General features: G+C 71.8%; 16 protein-coding genes and 2 pseudogenes. 2 read left to right on the top strand and 16 right to left on the bottom strand.

Going from position 1 to position 14,956, the window contains the following annotated elements; translation table 11 throughout:
* Window positions 1–44: 44 nt before the first annotated feature.
* Genes MF408_RS20870 through MF408_RS20860 form a run of 3 tightly spaced genes read right to left on the bottom strand, consistent with a single transcriptional unit; the run spans window position 45 to window position 1,657 of the window.
* Window positions 45–806 (bottom strand): hypothetical protein, encoded by a 762-nt coding sequence (locus tag MF408_RS20870; protein WP_240249257.1) that lies wholly within the window; start codon window positions 804–806, stop codon window positions 45–47.
* A gap of 58 nt (window positions 807–864) precedes the next feature.
* The gene (locus MF408_RS20865; RefSeq protein ID WP_240249256.1) at window positions 865–1,182 is read right to left on the bottom strand and encodes a hypothetical protein; all 318 of its coding nucleotides are present in this window, start codon (window positions 1,180–1,182) and stop codon (window positions 865–867) included.
* Complete coding sequence (locus MF408_RS20860) at window positions 1,172–1,657, bottom strand: sigma-70 family RNA polymerase sigma factor (protein ID WP_275693507.1); 486 nt, start codon at window positions 1,655–1,657, stop codon at window positions 1,172–1,174. Before MF408_RS20860 ends, MF408_RS20865 begins: the two co-directional genes overlap by 11 nt.
* 282 nt (window positions 1,658–1,939) lie before the next feature.
* Here MF408_RS20860 and MF408_RS20855 point away from each other — a divergent pair, with 282 nt between their 5' ends.
* Complete coding sequence (locus MF408_RS20855) at window positions 1,940–2,185, top strand: hypothetical protein (RefSeq protein WP_240249254.1); 246 nt, start codon at window positions 1,940–1,942, stop codon at window positions 2,183–2,185.
* A pseudogene (locus tag MF408_RS20850) lies at window positions 2,125–2,808 on the top strand (TIGR03619 family F420-dependent LLM class oxidoreductase); the annotation flags it as partial. The gene MF408_RS20855 and the pseudogene MF408_RS20850, both read left to right, overlap by 61 nt.
* Here the strand turns inward: MF408_RS20850 and MF408_RS26010 are convergent.
* The 13 genes and pseudogenes from MF408_RS26010 to MF408_RS20790 form a co-directional block, all read right to left on the bottom strand.
* On the bottom strand, window positions 2,798–3,181 hold the full coding sequence (locus MF408_RS26010) for an SDR family oxidoreductase (RefSeq protein ID WP_275693506.1): 384 nt from the start codon (window positions 3,179–3,181) through the stop codon (window positions 2,798–2,800). The pseudogene MF408_RS20850 and the gene MF408_RS26010 overlap by 11 nt on opposite strands.
* Before the next feature lie 82 nt (window positions 3,182–3,263).
* A pseudogene (locus MF408_RS26005) lies at window positions 3,264–3,584 on the bottom strand (SDR family NAD(P)-dependent oxidoreductase); the annotation flags it as partial.
* Window positions 3,585–3,596: 12 nt separating this feature from the next.
* Window positions 3,597–4,316, bottom strand: a complete 720-nt coding sequence (locus tag MF408_RS20840) for an SDR family oxidoreductase (protein ID WP_240249253.1) — start codon at window positions 4,314–4,316, stop codon at window positions 3,597–3,599.
* 174 nt (window positions 4,317–4,490) lie between these two features.
* The gene (locus MF408_RS20835) at window positions 4,491–4,691 is read right to left on the bottom strand and encodes a ferredoxin (RefSeq protein WP_240249252.1); all 201 of its coding nucleotides are present in this window, start codon (window positions 4,689–4,691) and stop codon (window positions 4,491–4,493) included.
* A 23-nt stretch (window positions 4,692–4,714) separates the two neighbouring features.
* Window positions 4,715–5,182: a pyridoxamine 5'-phosphate oxidase family protein gene (locus MF408_RS20830; RefSeq protein ID WP_240249251.1), complete on the bottom strand. Its 468-nt coding sequence runs from the start codon at window positions 5,180–5,182 to the stop codon at window positions 4,715–4,717.
* A 3-nt stretch (window positions 5,183–5,185) separates the two neighbouring features.
* Complete coding sequence (locus MF408_RS20825; RefSeq protein WP_240249250.1) at window positions 5,186–6,163, bottom strand: NAD(P)/FAD-dependent oxidoreductase; 978 nt, start codon at window positions 6,161–6,163, stop codon at window positions 5,186–5,188.
* Between the two features lie 52 nt (window positions 6,164–6,215).
* Window positions 6,216–6,737 (bottom strand): hypothetical protein, encoded by a 522-nt coding sequence (locus MF408_RS20820; RefSeq protein WP_240249249.1) that lies wholly within the window; start codon window positions 6,735–6,737, stop codon window positions 6,216–6,218.
* Between the two features lie 276 nt (window positions 6,738–7,013).
* Window positions 7,014–7,676: a hypothetical protein gene (locus MF408_RS20815; RefSeq protein WP_240249248.1), complete on the bottom strand. Its 663-nt coding sequence runs from the start codon at window positions 7,674–7,676 to the stop codon at window positions 7,014–7,016.
* Window positions 7,673–7,879: a hypothetical protein gene (locus tag MF408_RS20810; protein WP_240249247.1), complete on the bottom strand. Its 207-nt coding sequence runs from the start codon at window positions 7,877–7,879 to the stop codon at window positions 7,673–7,675. Before MF408_RS20810 ends, MF408_RS20815 begins: the two co-directional genes overlap by 4 nt.
* Before the next feature lie 50 nt (window positions 7,880–7,929).
* Complete coding sequence (locus tag MF408_RS20805) at window positions 7,930–11,526, bottom strand: MCE family protein (RefSeq protein WP_240249246.1); 3,597 nt, start codon at window positions 11,524–11,526, stop codon at window positions 7,930–7,932.
* A 5-nt stretch (window positions 11,527–11,531) separates the two neighbouring features.
* Entirely contained in the window at window positions 11,532–12,509 is a 978-nt protein-coding gene (locus MF408_RS20800) for an MlaD family protein (RefSeq protein ID WP_240249245.1), read from the bottom strand.
* Window positions 12,509–13,630, bottom strand: a complete 1,122-nt coding sequence (locus tag MF408_RS20795; RefSeq protein ID WP_240249244.1) for an MCE family protein — start codon at window positions 13,628–13,630, stop codon at window positions 12,509–12,511. The genes MF408_RS20800 and MF408_RS20795 overlap by 1 nt, the downstream gene beginning before the upstream one ends.
* On the bottom strand, window positions 13,627–14,949 hold the full coding sequence (locus tag MF408_RS20790; protein ID WP_240249243.1) for an MCE family protein: 1,323 nt from the start codon (window positions 14,947–14,949) through the stop codon (window positions 13,627–13,629). Before MF408_RS20790 ends, MF408_RS20795 begins: the two co-directional genes overlap by 4 nt.
* Between the last annotated feature and the right edge of the window lie 7 nt (window positions 14,950–14,956).

Here is a 14,956-nt window from a genome sequence, read left to right as displayed (position 1 = left end):
TCGGCGCTGGCGATGCGCCACGTTGCGGCACCCGCGGGGCTCGCTCAGCGCGTCGGCACGACGTCGTCCGGCCCGAGCCCGGCCGCGACCTCACAGCTGAGGGTGCGGACGTGGCAGCGCACCCAGGCCCGCCGCCCGGCGTCGTCGGTCGCGTCGACGAGGACGGTGGTGCGCTCCTCCCCCACGACACCGTGGACGCGGAGGCCGGCGGGCAGCTCGAGCTCGGCGGACTGACCGGTGGGCGCACGCCACGCATGTCCGACGCCGTCGTACCGGACACGGGTCCTGAGCACGACCAGCCGCCCGCCCGGCTCGACGGCCACGACCGCCGGCAGAGTGAGCCAGACCCGCTCGGCCGTGACCCGCTCCTGCTCGCGGTAGCGGACCGGAGCGTCGCTGCCCGGGTCGCGCGGCCCGCCGACGTACCCCCAGCCCCAGCGACCGCCCGGGTGCTCGACGAGGACCTCGGACCCCGAGCCGGTCGCGACCAGCCTGCCGCGCAGTCCGCCGACCGGCCACACCCACTCGTCGGTGTCAGGCGGCGGCGCGACCGATCCCTCGCGGCCCTCGTACGTGTCCCACAACCAGGCGCCGTCGGCACCGGCGACGAGGACGTCCGGATCCATGTCCACGTCGACCCCCACCACCTCGGCGTCGTCGCAGCACCCGGCCGGGAGCGGCTGGCGCTGCTGCCGGCGGCCGGTGCCGCGCACGACCTCCTCGCCCTCGAGCCAGGTGGTCGTGCTGTCCGTCACCGGCGGTCCGGTCGCGTCCGCGGCGACCAGGACCACGCCGTCGGCGCGCACCCGGTGGATCGCACCCGTGTCGGCGTCCCAGACCAGGTTGCCGTGGATCGCCTCGACGTCATCCTCGAGCTCGATCGCGCGGTCCCCCCTCGACGACGGACGTGCCGCCAGCGGCGTACGGGACCCGCGGCGGCGGACCCGTCGGCAGGCCCGCGAACGGCGGCGCCGGCCGCTCGACAGGCCGGTCCGCGTCGTCGCCGAGCACGGCAGGGACGACCACGGCGGCCGCCACCGCCGCCGCGGCGACGGCGACGACTCCCGCCCGCCGGCGGGCGCCGTGCGCCGGCCGAGGCAGCTCGGGGACGGGAGGGACGTCGGTCACACGGGCGACCCGGCGCAGCGTCTCCCTCACCTCCCGCTCCAGCTCAGCGGTCACGGCTCTCCCCCTTCCCGACCGGAGCGGCGGCGAGCGCCTGCCGCAGCTTGGCCATCGCAGCGGCACCCTGCGACTTCACCGTGCCAGGACGGCACCCGAGGACCGCGGCGATCTCGCGCTCGGACAGGTCCTCGTAGAAGCGCAGCACCACCACGGCCCGCTGGCGAGGTGGGAGTGCCGCGACCAGCGGCCAGAGCTCACCGCGAGAGTCGACGTCGAGCGTCGGGTCGTGCGCGTGGTCGGTGCCGTCGGCCCGCTGCTCCCGCCGGCGCCGGGCCGCGCGGGCCGCCTCGTCCACCGCCGTGGTGGTGACGATGCGGCGCAGGTAGGCCACCGGCGCGTCCGCTGCCAGCACGGCGCGGTGCGACCTGACCGCCCTCAGCAGCGCCGCCTGGAGCACGTCGTCCGCGGTGGTGTCCGCCCCGGCGAGCAGCCGTGCCAGGCGGTACAGCGCGTCCCACTGTGCCGCCACCAGGCGCTCGAGCTCGTCCAGGGCCCACCTCCACCTCAGTCCCTACACCCTTCCTGACCGGTTCGCGGCGATTCCGGTTCGTCCGGCAGCCGCTCCTCGTCCGATCCTCCGACGTCGACTCGCTCACGGACTCGGTCTGGCACACCCCGAGGGCGCCCGGGAACGTCATGCGTTCCGAGGGCGATCGCCCACGGGACGTATGACGTCCTCAGCTCCTCGCGCGTGCCGCGTGCGCACCACCTCGCGCGTTTCTAGAACACGTTCTACACTGACGACGCCCCTCCGGTGACCGAAAGGCTCGGCATGCGCAACGGGATCGTCCTCTTCACCTCCGACCGCGGCATCCGGCCGGCCGCGCTCGCGAAGGCGGCGGAGGAGCGCGGGTTCGACACGTTCTACGTGCCGGAGCACACGCACATCCCCGTGCGCCGCGACGCGCTGCACCCGACCGGTGGGGAGCAGTTGCCGGACGACCGCTACCTGCGCACCCCCTCGACCCGTGGGTCGCGCTCGGCACCTGCGCCGCCGTGACCGAGCGGATCGGACTGGCGACCGCCGTCGCACTGCCGGTCGAGTCCGACCCGATCACGCTGGCCAAGACCCTCGCCACGCTCGACTTCCTCTCCGGCGGGCGGCTGACGATCGGCGCCGGGTTCGGCTGGAACACCGACGAGCTCGCCGACCACCACGTCCCGGCCGACCGGCGGCGCACCGTGCTCAGGGAGTACCTCGAGGCGATGCGCGCGCTGTGGACGCAGGAGGAGGCGGCGTACGACGGCGAGTTCGTGTCGTTCGGTCCGAGCTGGGCCTACCCCAAGCCGCCGCAGGGCCCGATTCCCGTGATCGTCGGCGCCGGCGGTGGTCCGCGGACGATGCGCTGGATCGCACGGCACGCGGACGGGTGGATGACCACGCCGACCGAGACGGGCGTCGCCGCCAAGGCCGACCTGCTCCGCAAGGAGTGGGCCGACGCCGGCCGCGAGGGCGACCCGGACATCCGGGTGCTGGTGGCGAGGCGGCCGACGGAGGACGACCTGGCCGACTGGACGGCCGCCGGGGCGAGCGAGCTGATCTGGGGCGTGCCCGACGCCGACGAGAGCACCGTGCTCGGCCACCTCGACAAGCTCGCCGCGCGGCTGGGCCTCACCACCTGAGCGGACGGGGAGACCGTCTCAGGCCCCGAACGCGTGGGTCGACGTCACCCCGCCGTCGACGGCGATCTCCCGCACCGTTGACGTAGGACGACTCGTCGCTGGCGAGGAACACGTACACCGGCGCGATGTCAGCGGGGAGGCCCACCCTGCCCAGCGGCACCTTCGTGGCGCCGTACTCCATCACCGCGTCGCCGCCGTGCACCCGGGTCATCGGGGTGTCGATCATGCCGGGGTGGACCGAGTTGACCCGGATGCCCTTCGGTCCCAGCTCCATCGCCGCGCACTTGGTCATGCCGCGGATCGCCCACTTCGTCGCGGCGTACGCCGTGCACGACGGCATGCCGGCGAGACCCTCGACCGAGGACGCGTTGATGATCGAGCCCCCCGCCGTTCTCGCGCATGGTGCGGGTGACCGCCTGCATGCCGAGGAAGCACCCGAGCTGGTTGACCCGCCACACGAGCTCCACCTCCTCGGCAGGCATCCGCTCGATGTCGCCGAACCGGAGGATCCCGGCGTTGTTGGCGAGCACGTCGACCGGCCCGAACCGGACGGTGGTGTCCTCCACCAAGGCGGCCCACGACGCGTCGTCGCTGACGTCGTGGTGGGCGAAGTGGGCGGCCGGCCCGAGCTCGTCGGCCAGCGCCTGCCCCGGGTCCTTGGCGACGTCGGCGACGACCACCGAGGCGCCCTCGGCGACGTAGGCGCGGGCGATCTCGGCGCCCTGTCCCTGCGCGCCGCCGGTGACGATCGCGACCTTGTTGTCCAGTCGGCCCATGGGGGTGCTCCTTCAGACCTGCAGCTGCATGATCGAGTCGGCGGCGAAGCCGACGGCCGGGTCCCGCTCGGCGAAGAAGCCGCCGAGCTGCTTGTCGAGGTCGTCGGCGGTCCACAGGTCGCCCGCCGCGTCGAACCGCTGCTCCACGACCGGGGCGGCGACGACCGCGACCATCCCGCCGTAGACCACGAACACCTGCCCGGTGATCCGCTCCGCGGCGGGCGACGCGAGGTAGGCCACCAGCGGCGCGACGTGGTCGGGCGAGTAGGGGTCGACGGCCCGGCCGGAGGTGTCGTCGCCGAAGACCTCCGCCGTCATCGCGGTGCGGGCGCGAGGGCAGATCGCGTTGGCGCGGACCCCGGTCCGTGCCATCGCACGGGCGGTCGACATCGTCAGCGCCGCGATGCCGGCCTTGGCCGCGGCGTAGTTGGGCTGCCCGGGCGAGCCGCCGAGGAACGCCTCCGAGGCGGTGTTGACGACGCTGCCGTAGACCGGGCCGCCGGCCTCCTTCGACCGGGCCCGCCAGTACGACGCGGCGTTGCGGCTGAGGAGGAAGTGGCCGCGCAGGTGCACGGCGACCACCGCGTCCCACTCCTCGTCGGACATGTTGAAGAGCATCCGGTCGCGGGTCATCCCGGCGTTGTTGACGACGACGTCGAGACCGCCGAAGCCGTCGACCGCCGCCGCCAGCATCGCGTCGGCCGTCGCACGTTCGCTGACGTCGCCGGCCACCACGACGGCCTCGCCGCCCCGGGACCGGATCTCCTCCGCCGCGTCGTCCCCCTGCTCCGGGCAGGTCGTTGAGCACCACCCGGGCGCCGGCGTCGGCCAGGGCGAGGGCCTCGGCCCGCCCGAGCCCGGCCCCGGCGCCGGTGACGATCGCGACCCGGCCGTCGAGGCTGGTGCTCACGCGTCGTCCTCCAGGAGCGAGATCGCGGCCCGCGGGCAAGCGGCGACCGCCTGCCGCACCCGTTGCTCGTTCTCGGGGGTCACCTGGTCGGTCTTGAGCTGGAGGAAGTCGTCGTCGTCGATCTCGAACACGTCGGGGGCGAGCGCCTCGCACATCGCGTTCGACTCACAGAGGTCGAAGTCCACCTTGATCAACACGTGCGTCCTCCTCGTTCACTCGTTCAGACGAGCTTGCTGTGGTCCCAAGTGGCGACCTTGTCGGGGTGGATCACCACGCCGACCCGCTTGGCCACCTGCTTCTCGACCCGGTCGCGGCCGAAGTCGCCCAGCGCCTCGAACGACTCCGCGGCCAGCATCCGGGTCACGACCGCGCTGCCGATCTGGCGGATCGTGTCGGCGTCGCGGACGATCTCGGCGCGGCCGTTGACCGACATTCCGCGGAGCTCGAAGTAGTCGAGCCCGTCCTCCACGAGCGCGCTGACCCGGGGGTCGCGCTCGAGGTTGCGGACCTTCTGGCTCTTGCCGTAGGTCCAGAACGCGATCAGCCCGTCGCGCACGACGTAGAACAGCGTCGAGAGGTGCGGGCTGCCGTCGGCGTTGATGCTCGCGACCTGCACCTTCAGGTTGGCGGCGAGCAGCGCCGCCGTCTCGGCGTCGCTCATCCGCACCGCGTCGCGGTTGCCTGCCACCGGTCAGCTCCCCTCGGAGGAGTGTCCGGGGAAGACGTGGGCGGTCGGGTCGATCACGACCGCGGCGTTGTTGACGGCGGTGGCCGCCTCGCCGAACCCGACGGCGATCAGCCGCACCTTGCCCGGGTAGTCGGTGATGTCGCCCGCGGCGAACACGCGCTCGAGGTTGGTACGCATGGCCGGGTCGACCACGAGGTGCCGCTTGTGGGTCTCGATCCCCCACTGCTGCAGAGGACCGAGGTCGGCGATGAACCCGAGCGCGGCCACGACCGCCTGCGCCTTGCGCGGGACGGGCTCGCCGCCGACGGTGATCTCGACCTCGGCCAACGGCCCGGTGCTGCCGCCGTCGGCGTCGCGCAGGGCCGTCACCTCGGCCTTGGTGACGATCTCGACGGAGGAGGCGCGCACCTGCTCGACCGTGCGGGCGTGGGCGCGGAACGCGTCGCGCCGGTGGACCAGGGTCACCGAGCGCGCCACCGGCTCCAGGTGGAGCGCCCAGTCGAAGGCGCTGTCGCCGCCGCCCACGATGACGACGTCCTTGCCGGCGTACGGCTCGAAGGTCGGCACGAAGAACTCCAGCCCGCGGCCGAGCCAGCCCTCGCCCGCCGGAAGCGGCCGTGGGCTGAACTTGCCGATGCCGGCGGTGATCAGCATGACCTTCGCCTCGACGACCGTGCCGTCGTCGAGACCCAGGGAGATCCCGTCGTCGCGGTGATCGAGCGTGGACGCCGTGCGGTCGAGGAGGTACGTCGGCTCGGCGGTCGCCGCCTGCTCGACCAGCCCCGCCACCAGGTCGCGCCCCTTCACGTTCGGAAAGCCGGCGACGTCGAGGATCGCCTTCTCCGGGTACATCGCGGTGATCTGCCCGCCGAGCTCGGGCAGCGAGTCGACGACCGCGACCCGCAGCCCGCGGAAGCCCGCGTAGTAGGCGCCGAACAGCCCGGTCGGGCCGGCACCCACGATGACGAGGTCACACTCCACGGAAGGAACTGTAACGTGTTCTACTTGCTGAGAGTCCATGCCTCGCCGCCGTTCACTTCGTCTGGACGTCGTCCACGAACCAGCCCTGGTCCGTGTGGACCATCGTGAGCATCGCGCGGTAGGGCGTGATGACGGTCTTCGCGTCCTTGCCGTTGCCCCGGAAGATGTACTGGTTGAGGAAGATCAGCGCCTCGAGCTCGGAGTCGTTGGCCCGCACGACGCCCTGCGCCACCACCTGGACCTCGACCCGGGTCTTCTTCGCGACGAACTCCTGCTTCACGTCGTCGGTGGTGGCCCGGTACTCCTCGGCGAACGCGGCGGTCATCAGGTCCGTCGCCTCGCCGACACCGTGGTCGTAGGTCTCCCAGTCGCGCGCGAACATCGTCGTCGCCGCCTTCGCGGCGGCCTCGACGCCGTCCTGCACGGCGAGCTGGTCGAGCACGACCGGGCTGCCGTCCGGCACCGTGATCGAGTCGCCGCTGCCGCGCCCGTCCGCACTGGCGGTGTCGACCGCGACGGTCTCGTCGTCGCGGACCGTGTCGGCCACGAACCACACGACCTGCCCGAGGAGCACCGCCCCCGACCACCCCCGACCAGCACGATGAGGACGCCCGCGACCAGCGGGCCGCGCGGCCGCCCGCTGTCAGGCGCGGCCGCGGCCGGCGGCGGCTCGCTCGGCGGTCGCGGCCCGGAGGGCTTCTTCTCCAGGGCGACCTTCGCCGTCCGCGAGCTCTCGGGACCGGGCTTCCGGGTGTCGGGCTTCTCGGCGTCGGGACGGCCGGCGATCCGGCGGGGACGGGGCGTCGTCGTGCGCGACGGGCGGCGGGGGGCGGGACGGCTCATCGGGTCCTCACTCCACGAACTGCAGGTCGTTGACCAGCCACTGGCCGTCGACCAGCGTCAGGTCGGACTGGATCCGGTAGCTGCGCGCGCGGGCCTCGAAGTCGGTCGCCTTGTTGGCGACGGTCCCGGAGGCGGCGAGGATGACCCGGGCGCTGTCGGTGTCGCCGAAGACGAGACCCGCCCAGAGGATCTCCGTCTTCTGGGTCGCGCGCGCCCGCTTGGCCAGCCGCGCCATGTCGCCGGCGACCTTCTCGATCTGCTTGCGGAACGCCCCCGTCGACAGCTCCTTCACCGCCTCCAGCGCCGCGTCGGCGTTGTCGTGGGAGATGTTGAGGAAGGTGGTGGTGATCTTGGTGGCGGCCTCGATCTGCGCGGCGGTGCGGTCCTGCTCCTCCTGGGCGGCCGTGCCGAGCGCCTGGACGGTGCCGGGGCCGACGTCCTCGCCGGCGCGGCTCTCGGCCCCCGCACCGCGGCCGCGGAACAGCACCACGTCGAGCGCGTCGTCGACGAAGCCGCCGGAGAGGTCGCCCCCCGCGTCCGTGTGCCGGTCGCCCATGTGGTCGGCCGCGAGCCATGCGGCGGCGCCGCAGACGAGGAGGATCACCGCGAGCACGACGTTGAGCCGCACCCAGCTGCGCTCGTCCCGACCGTCACCCTTCCGGTCGTTCACCGGGTCGCCGGCCCTGCCAGCAGCCACTTCCACGCGTCCTCTCCCATCACCGACAGGTTCCCCGGCTGCCGCAGCTCCACCTGCCGTCCCTCCTCGTCGACCACGCCCGGGACGATGCCGGAGGCGGGGTCGTAGGTGCCACTGTAGACGCGCGGAGCGGAGGCGTTGGCGCGCCGTGCCGGGACGTACTTGGGTCCGCGCATGACGTACGGCGGCCCCTCGTCGCACTGCGCGGGGAAGTACGGCTTGTCGGTCAGGTCGTGCGGCGAGCGCCACTGGTCGCGCGGGAGGTAGCCCCTGGTGCATGGCGGGACGCTGTAGTCGAACTGCAGGTTGATGTGGCCCCCACCCGTCCCGGGTGCTGCCGGTCGGGCCGCCCGCGATCAGGGTCGGGTAGAGCACGAGCAGCTGCTCGACGCCCGCGAGGTTGGCCAGCACGATCTGGTCGACGGTGATCAGGTCGCCGAGCAGCACGGGGAGCGTCGGCTCGAGGTCCTCGAGCAGCGCCTGCAGCTCGCCGGCCGCACCGGGGGTGCTGCTGAGCACCCGGCGGAGGTCGCGGTCGCTGCCCCGGAGTGCCCCCTGTCAGCCGGGCGAGGTCGCGGGCGAAGGAGCGGATGTTCTCCTTCTGGCCCTGCTGGGTGCGCAGCACCGTCAGTCCGTTCTCCAGCAGCGCCACGGTCTCGTCGGTGTGGGCGGACGCCTCCTCGATGAACACGCGGCCGTGGTCGAGCATCGCCTGCAGCTCGCGACCGGTGTCGCCGAACATCACGCCGAGCTCCTTGACCACCACCTGGAGGTTGCGCTTGTCGACCGAGCCCACGAAGTCGTCGATGTCGACGAGCAGGTCGCCCTCGTCGACGGGGAGCGAGGAGCCGTCGCCGCGGAACACCGTGCCGTCCTCGGCGTACGGCCCCTCGTCCTCGGCCGGCTGGAAGTCGAGGTACTGCTCCCCCACCGCGGACAGGTTGTGGACGTACATCGCCGAGTCGACCGGGAGCCGGGTGTCGTGCTCGAGGCTGAGCTCGAGGACGATGCCGTCCTCGGTGGGCTCCATCGAGGTGACCTTGCCGATCTTGACGCCGCGGTAGGTGACCTCGCTCCCCTCGAACAGGCCGCCCGACCCGGGCAGCGTCGCCGTCACGGTGATGCCGCGGCCGGTGATCCGGTCGACCAGCCCGAGGTAGGTGGCGGTGATGTATGTGATGCCGACCGCGCTGAGCGCGACGAACGCGATCAGCCGGATCCGGACGCCGCGGCTCACGCGAGACCTCCCACGACGGTGTCGGTGCCCGGCGGCGGGGGTGGTGCGCCCACCAGGCTCTCGCGCAGCCCGTTGACCCCGTCGGTCAGCCCGTTGAGCTTGTCGGTCAGGAGTCCCCGCTCCAGGAGGTTCGCGAGGTCGAGGTCCGGCAGAGCGGTCAGCAGCCGGCACACCGGGCTGTTGCGGATGTCGGGCTTGCTGGCACTGACGCTGGAGGTCGGCCACCAGGTTGACGTCGCGGAGCACCTTGATGCACGCGGAGCTGACCAGGCTCCCGCTGCGGAGGCAGCGCTGTACCTGGTCGAGGATCTCGCCCGGGTCGGGGAGGTTGATCTCGGGGAGGCCGAGGTTCTTGAAGAGGTTGGCGAAGTCGACGTCGATCTGGCCGATGCTGTCGGCGTAGTCGCCCTGGACGATCGAGTTGGCCGCCTTGGGGAACGGGAAGCTGACCAGGAGGTTGACGCCCGGTCCCAGCTTGTGGTCGGCCTCCCGCAGCTTGGTCAGCACCGGGTGGAGGTGCTCGAGCATGGCGAGCATGTCCTCCTTGCTGGCGTTGATCACCCGGGTGCCGACCCTGCCCAGCCGGTCGAGGGCGCCGAGCATGTCGATCAGCTCGTCGTGCTGGTCGGCCAGGACGTCCACCGCCGGGCCGATGGCGTCGAGCGCGTCGCCGATCGTGTCCTTCTCGGCGTTGAGGGTAGCGGCGAGGTTGTTGAGCGAGTCGAGCGCGTTGATGATGTCTGCCTTCTGCTGGTCCAGCGTGCCGACGACGCCCTCCAGCGAGCCGAGGAGCGCCTTGAGCCGGTCCTCGCGGCCGGACATGACCAGGTTGGCCTCGCGGGTGATCGTCCCGAGCTGGGCGACGCCGCCCCCGGAGAGCAGGAACGACAAGGCGCCCAGCACCTCCTCGACCTCGGGGTTGCGCCCCGTGACGGCGAGGTCGATGTGCTCCCCCTGCTCCAGCCGGCCGATCGGCTCCTGCTCGGTCGGCTCCTCGAGGGCGACGTACTTCTCCCCCAGCAGCGAGACCTGACGGATGTCGGCGATCGCGTTGTCGGGCAGCACCACGTCGTCGCGGATCCGGAGCGTGACCTCGGCGTGCCACCCGACCCGCTCGACCTCGGTGACCTCGCCGACCACGACGTCGTCGACCATGACCGGCGAGCGCGGGACGACGTTGAGGACGTCCTCGAACGCCGCGGTCACCTCGTAGGCGTCGTCGGCGTCGACCGGCGAGCCCGGCAGCGGCAGGTCGTAGGCGCCGTCGAAGTCGCAGCCGCTGAGGAGCACGGCGCCTGCCGCAGCCGCGACCGAACAGGTGCGCCACCTCGTCCACCGGCTCACGACGCACCTCCCAGCAACCCGGCCATCGACGGCTCGTCGACGGTGCCGTAGGACACGCTCTCCGGCGACGGCACGGTGACCGTCCCCCTCCTGCTCGTCCAGCGACGGCTTCGGGAGGAACTGGTCGTACTCCGGCGGGATGAACGGCAGGTTGTCCACCAGCGGCGCGACCAGCTGGGCGATCAGGTCGCAGGCGAGGTCCTTCAGCGGCCGCGGCATCGCCGGGTGCTGCTGGATGATGCCGCACAGGAGGGCGTCGGCCGACCAGATCATCCCCGCGACACCCAACCGGGAGTTCTGCGTGCCCGACGTGTGGTCGAAGCCCAGGTGGAGGGTGTCGAGGGCGGTCGGGCCGATCTCGAGCGCCTTGCGGATGTTGTCCTTCTCCGAGGCGATGGCGCGGACGACGGTCGTCAGCTGCCGGACGTCCCGCGAGAGCGCCTTGCGGTTGTCGCGGACGAACGACTCGACGCTGCCCACCGCACGGGCCACCGCGGCGACCGCCCGCTGCAGCTCGTCACTCTCGGCGGCCAGGGTGCGCGACACCCCGGCGAGGTCCTTCATGAACGCCCGGACCAGGGTGTCGTTCTGTGCCAGCGTGCCCGTGAACTCGGCCAGGTGGGTGACGGTGCGGAAGAGCGGCCCGGCCCCCTCGCCGAAGGTCTCGGCGGCCAGCGCGAGCTCGCGGATCATCTCGTTGCCGGCCGCACCCTGGCCCTCGAGCGCCTCCGTGCCCGCCTCCAGCAGGTTGTCGAGGGAGCCGTCCTTGTTGACGCCGTTGGGCCCGAGCGCCCGGGTGAGTGCCTGCAGGCTGCCGTAGATCCGGTCGAGCTCGACCGGCACGCCGGTGTCGGGGAGCGCGATCTCGGCGCCGTCGGCGAGCACCGGACCGCCCTGGTAGACCGGCGTGAGCTGGACGAACCGGTCCGCCACCAGCGTCGGGGTGACGATGACCGCCTTGGCGTCGGCCGGGACGTCGTAGCCGGCGTCGTACTCCATCTCCACCCGCACCGAGTTGCCGGCCGGGACCACCGACGTCACCTCGCCGACGTTGACGCCGAGGATCCGCACGTCGGTGCCCTCGTAGACGCTCACCGCCCGCGGGAAGTGCGCGACGACCGTCCGGTGCTCGGCCGGCGTGCTCGCCACGTTGAGCACCGCGGCCGCCGCGACCAGCACCACGACGAGCGCCACGACCCGCCGGTCGATGCGGTCCCACACCTGGGTCAGCTTCGTCGTCATGGCGCTCACTCCGCGAACCCGGGGACGAACTCGCCGGTCGGGATGGTGGCGATGTTGACGGCGACGGCGTCGAACCACGGTCCGGTGCCGATGATGTTGCTGAGGATCTCGACGTAGGGACCGAGCTCGTGGAGGGTCGCCGTCAGCTGGTCCTTGCGCTCGACGAGCATCGTGAGCAGCTCGTCGACCTCGGCCAGCGCGGGACCGATCTGCGCCTCGTTGTCCTTCGCGAGGCCGCGCAGCTCGTCGGCGAGCACCGTCGCATTGACGAGGAGGCGGTGCACGGCGGCCTTGCGCTTCTGCAGCTCGCGGAACACCAGGTCGCTGTGCTCCATCAGCTCCACGATGTCGTCGCCGCGCCGCTCCAGGACGCGGCTGACCTGCTGGGAGCTCTCCAGCAGGGTCTGGATCTGCTCGTCGCGCTGGGAGACGCTGCGCGACAGCCGGGCGATGCCGTCGAAGGCCGCGGAGATCTCCGGGGCCGCCCCGTCGAGCGTCCCGGAGACGACGTCGAGCGCCTCGGACAGCTGGCGGGTGTCGATCTCCTCGGTGGTCTCGGTGAGGTCGCCGAAGACGCCGACGATGTCGTACGCCGATTCGGTGCGGTCGAGGGGGATGGTCGCGCCGCTCGCGAGCTGGCCGTCGCCGGCCGGCTGGAGCTCGAGGTACTTCTCGCCGAGCAGGTTGAGCACCTCGATGGAGGCGGCGCTCTCGGGGCCGAACTCGACACCGCCGTCGACCTCGAACTCCACCCGCACCCGGTCCTCGGCGAGGGTCACGTCGGTGACCCGCCCGACGCGGATGCCGCCGACCTGGACGATGTTGCCCTTGTGGATGCCGCTCGCGTCACTGAACTCGGCGTAGTAGGTCGTGCCGCGGAAGCCGGGGAACTTTCCGAGGTTGAACGTGGCGGCCGACACCAGCGCCAGCACCACCAGCGTGATGGCGCCCAGGCGCAGGACCCGCGCGTCGCTCGCCCGCATCAGTCGTTGCACCTCGGAGCGGTCGACCGGAACTCGAACTTCTCGATGTAGTCCTGGATCTGCTCGACGATCGGCCAGTCACCGATGAGCGGCAGCTTGATCCGGGCGGAGAACCCGCAGAAGTAGTACTGGTACCAGGAGCCGTAGGTGCCGGTGCGGATCTGGTCGGACATGACCTCCGGCATCCGCTCGAGGAGGTCGATGAACTCGCGGCGCTGGTCGGGCGAGTTGATCAGCTTCGCCAGCTCGCGCAGCGCGGCGAGGTCGCGCTTGAGCAGCGGACGGCTGCGCCGCAGCAGGTCGGCCACCGTGACGGTCAGGTCGGAGATGTTGTCGAGCGAGGACCCGATGGTGGTACGGTCGCGGGCCAGGTCGCGCATCCAGTCCTTCAGCTCGACCACCAGCGTGCTGAGCTGCTCGTGCCGCTGGTTGACGGTGTCGAGGGTCTCGCTCAGGTTGGTCACCACGTCGCCGATCAGCTGGTCGCGGTCGGCGAGCGCCGTCGTGAGCGACGCGGTGTGCTCGAGGAGTCCCCGCACGGTGCCGCCCTCCCCCTGGAGCACCTGTACCAGGTTGAGGCTCAGCTCGTTGACCTGCTCCGGCGTCAGCGCCTGGAAGAGCGGCTTGAACCCGTCGAAGAGCACGGTGAGGTCGAGCGAGGGCTTGGTCTGCTCGACGGGGATCCGGTCTCCCTCGTCGAGCGGCTCCGCCCCGCCGCCGCCGCGGCCGCGCTCGAGGGCGAGGTAGCGGTCGCCCACCAGGTTGAGGAACCGGATCTCGGCGGTCGAGGCGGTCGTCAGCTCGACGTCGGCGTCGATGCGGAACCTGACCAGCGCCATCGTCCGGTCGAAGTGCTCCACCTCCTTGACCTCGCCGACGCTCACGCCGGCGACCCGGACGTCGTCGCCGTCCTCGAGCATGGTGGCGCTGGTGAACACCGCCTCGTAGTGCCTGCCCGGCCCGAGCCCGATGTTGCCCATGATCACCGCCAGCAGGCCGGTGACCAGCAGCGAGATGACGGAGAAGACACCGAGCTTGATGCCGGCGGCCAGCGTCACCGCGTTGCGGCGGTGGCGGAGCCGGGCGATGGACGGCGACTCCTCGGGCACGACGATGGTCACTCGGCCGGCCTCCCCTCGCGGACGACCGGGCCGTAGAGGAGCGGGCCGAGCGCACCGTAGTCGTCGGGGGTGGCGCCGTTGTTGGCGGCAAGGAGGGTGTTGACGACCTCCTGGTCGCCCTCGCTGCCCGCGAACCCGCTGGTGATGTCGAGCTGGTGGGGGTCGAACAGGCCCAGGTTCGGGATCGGGCTCCGCGGCGGGTTCTCGTCGATGTCGCTGCCGTTCCTGAGCGGGAACGACGGCGCGGGCACGCTCAGCTTGGGAAGACCGTTGGGGCACCACGGCCCGTGCCCGACCTCGCCGTACTCCATGAAGTCGCGCTCGTCGAAGTGCCGGAACTGCGCGTTGCCGAGCTCGAAGATCTGCTTGACGACGTTGCCCTCGAACGTGCGGGAGAGGATCGGCGCGTAGTTGGCGGCGCCCTTGATGAGGCAGGGGAACTCCGGCGAGTACTCCGCGAGCAGCGCCAGCACCGGCTCGGTGACCTGACCGAAGCGCACCAGGTTCTCCTCGTTGGCCGCCAACAAGCGGGTGGAGGTGTCGGCCAGGCCGGCGAGGTCGGAGAAGAACACGTCGAGGTCGCGCGCCTTCTGCCGGATCGTCTTGCTGGTGACGGTGACGTTGTCGAGCACGTCGAGCAGGTCGGGCGCAGCCAGGTCGTAGGCGTCGGCGACGTCGGCCAGCGCGACCAGGTCCTGGCGCAGGGTGGGCAGGTGGTCGTCGATCACGCCGAGGTACTGGCCGAGGTCGTCCATGGTCTCGCCGATCAGGTCGCCCCGTCCGTCGAGCGCGGTCGCCAGGGCGCTCAGCGTCGCGTTGAGGTCGGCCGGCCGGACCGCGCGGAGGAGCGGGAACAGGTCGGCGAGGATCTGGCTCAGCTCCACGTTGGTGTCCACCCGGTCGGACGGGATCACGTCGCCGTCCTCGAGGTGGTCGCGGGCGGGCGCCTCCGGACGCACGAACTGGATGAACTTCTGGCCGAACAGGGTGGTCGGCAGGATCTCGACGTTCACGTTGGCCGGGATGGCCTTCGCCGCGTCCGGCTCGAGGGCGATCCTGATCTCGGCCTGCTCGCCGTTCTGCGACACCTCGCGGACCTGGCCGACGAGCGCGCCGTTGACCCGGACGTCGCCGAACTTGGCCAGCTGGAGGCCGGCTCGGTCGGCCTGGACGGTCACCGTCGTCACCCGGTCGAACTGCTTGTTGTAGATCGCGACCGAGAGCCAGATCAGCAGCGCGAGCACCAGCAGGAACGCCACGCCGGCCACGAGGAGCCGGTTGTGCTCACGCGCCGAGTCGTGGTGGATGTTGACCAGCATCAGGCGC

It is taken from the genome of Nocardioides sp. TF02-7 (assembly GCF_022437945.1).
GTDB lineage: Bacteria > Actinomycetota > Actinomycetes > Propionibacteriales > Nocardioidaceae > Nocardioides.
The sequence above is the reverse complement of the archived record's forward strand: the minus strand, read 5'-3'. Positions and strand labels throughout refer to the sequence as shown.